Below are 1,925 nucleotides of genomic sequence, written 5' to 3'. Positions count from 1 at the left end.
GCGGTCAGTCCACGCGCACTGGTCGATGTCGCCTATGTCGTATTCGAGGCCGGGCGGCTCATTCGCCGCCTGTCGGAGCTCTATGGCGGACGGCCCGGAACGCTGGGTTTCTTCCGCCTGGCGCGCAGCGTGCTGGCGCATCTGGCGGTTACCGGCTCGATCGCGGTCGGTGACAGTTTCGTCCAGCAGATCGTCGGCCACGGCCTGGCCGCGCGCCTTTCGGCCAAGCTTGGCGAGGGCGTCGTCAACGGCATGATGACGGCGCGCATCGGCATCGCCGCGATGGAGACGGCGCGACCCCTGCCCTTCAGCGCCGCCAAGCGTCCCGGATTGGGCGACTTCCTCTCGGCGCTGACATCGTTCGCAACCAGGAAAGATGGTGAAACGACCCCATCCGGCAAGTGAGACAGGCTGGAGTGTCCGGACATTCGGAATCGTTACCGGACTGCTCTGCCGCGGCTCCTCGGTGACGAAGCATTAACCAATCTTGTTCATGGTCAGACGGGTTCCAAACAGCATCTTTGTTGCCGGGTGTCGTCGATGAAAAGCGTAATTCTATCCAGCGTCCTGCCCCTGGCAACGGTGATTGCGGCAGTCGTCGGCATTGCCGGAGTGGCATCTGCGGCGGAGCCGGACAAGCAGTTCTTCCAGTCTGCTGAAGGCAAGTGGATCGGTCCCGGCGAAATCGTCGCCGGCAAGTACAAAGGCACCAAGTTCAACTGCAGCTTCACCGGCTCGACGCCCGACGGCAAGGTCGGCATGTCGCTCGACGGCGGCTGCCGGGTCGGCATGTTCACCCAGCCGATGTCGGCCAAGATCGAGCGCAAGGGCCGCGAGGGCTACAAGGGCAGCTTTATGGGTGGCGCGACCGGTTCCGGCCTCGACATCATCGGCGGCAACGTCGTCGATGCCCGCAAAGTGGTCTTCACCATCAACCGCAACCAGCTGCGCGGCGTCATGCAGGCTCGCATCCCTGACGACAATTCGATGACAGTGACTATTGCCGTGCGCGTCGACGACCAGTTGGTGCCGGTGATCGGCATGAGCTTGAAGCGCGTCGACGCAGTCGAAGTCGGCTCCATCGCGCCGAACTGAAATCGCGCCGAACTGAAAATCCGAAAAAAAGGCGGCGACCCCACGGTCACCGCCCTCTCCCTTGACCCATCGAATCAGGCGCTTAGGCCTTGATCTCAAATCAGGGCGTTAGCCTTTGATTGTGGCCGTCAGTTCGTCATAGGCCTTGCAGGCGTCGGCCAATGTCGTAGCGCCCTGATACTTGGTTGTCACCGCCTGGACCTTGGCCGTCAGATCAGCCGCTTTGGACGGGTCCTTGGTAATCGCTTCCTGCAGCGCGGTAGCCATGTCCTGCGCCTTCTTGGTCGCGATTTCCGCCGTGCACTCGGGCGCCTTCGAGCAAGCCGAACCGGCAAGCACCGCCAGGCCGACGGCAACAAACAAAAACTTCTTCATGTCAGTCATCTCCTCAAAAAGGGCGCGACTTGATCGTCGATCACCCTCCAATGGCCGAAGCCGAGCGTCCTTAGCCTTCGATTGCGGCAAGATGCAACGTGTTCCCGGCCTCAACTTGTGTATCGCGCCTGCAACATCGGCGGCGGCCCGGATTCAGGCTATTTTATCAGCGGCAGCAAAGTTCAGCTGCGTGGCTGCAGCAGCGCCAAGACGGCGGTCGATGCGGCAAGGACAGCGGTCAGAGTCAAAGGCCCGGTCGCGCCATAGGTGTCCACGACATAGCCGCCGACAACCGCGCCGATGGTGATGGCAATTTGGAAAGAGGTGACCATCAGGCTGCCCGCTGCCTCTAGCGCATCAGGCGCCGCGCGCGACATATTGGTCGGCAGCACCACCGGCGCCATGCCAAAGGCGAAACCCCACAGCGTAACGAAGCCGAAGGCAACGCCCATATG

General features: G+C 62.1%; 3 protein-coding genes and 1 pseudogene. 2 read left to right on the top strand and 2 right to left on the bottom strand.

Annotation, left to right across the window (positions count from 1 at the left end):
- A partial coding sequence (locus EN939_RS32225) for a TIGR01620 family protein (protein WP_127271591.1) occupies positions 1 to 405 on the top strand: 405 nt, incomplete at its 5' end.
- A gap of 135 nt (positions 406 to 540) precedes the next feature.
- The gene (locus EN939_RS32220; RefSeq protein WP_127271313.1) at positions 541 to 1,095 is read left to right on the top strand and encodes a hypothetical protein; all 555 of its coding nucleotides are present in this window, start codon (positions 541 to 543) and stop codon (positions 1,093 to 1,095) included.
- A gap of 108 nt (positions 1,096 to 1,203) precedes the next feature.
- Here the strand turns inward: EN939_RS32220 and EN939_RS32215 are convergent, their stop codons facing one another.
- On the bottom strand, positions 1,204 to 1,470 hold the full coding sequence (locus tag EN939_RS32215) for a hypothetical protein (protein WP_127271315.1): 267 nt from the start codon (positions 1,468 to 1,470) through the stop codon (positions 1,204 to 1,206).
- A 182-nt stretch (positions 1,471 to 1,652) separates the two neighbouring features.
- Positions 1,653 to 1,925, bottom strand: a pseudogene (locus EN939_RS32210) (MFS transporter); the annotation flags it as partial.

It is taken from the genome of Mesorhizobium sp. M7A.F.Ca.CA.002.05.1.1, from assembly GCF_003998335.1.
In the GTDB taxonomy this organism is placed as follows: domain Bacteria; phylum Pseudomonadota; class Alphaproteobacteria; order Rhizobiales; family Rhizobiaceae; genus Mesorhizobium.
Note: the sequence above shows the minus strand (reverse complement) of the source record. Positions and strands in the feature narration are given on the sequence as shown.

Excerpts from the sequence above, each read along its gene's own strand:
- EN939_RS32220 (WP_127271313.1), top strand. The coding sequence starts at position 541 with ATGAAAAGCGTAATTCTATCCAGCGTCCTGCCCCTGGCAACGGTGATT.
- EN939_RS32215 (WP_127271315.1), bottom strand. The coding sequence starts at position 1,470 with ATGAAGAAGTTTTTGTTTGTTGCCGTCGGCCTGGCGGTGCTTGCCGGT.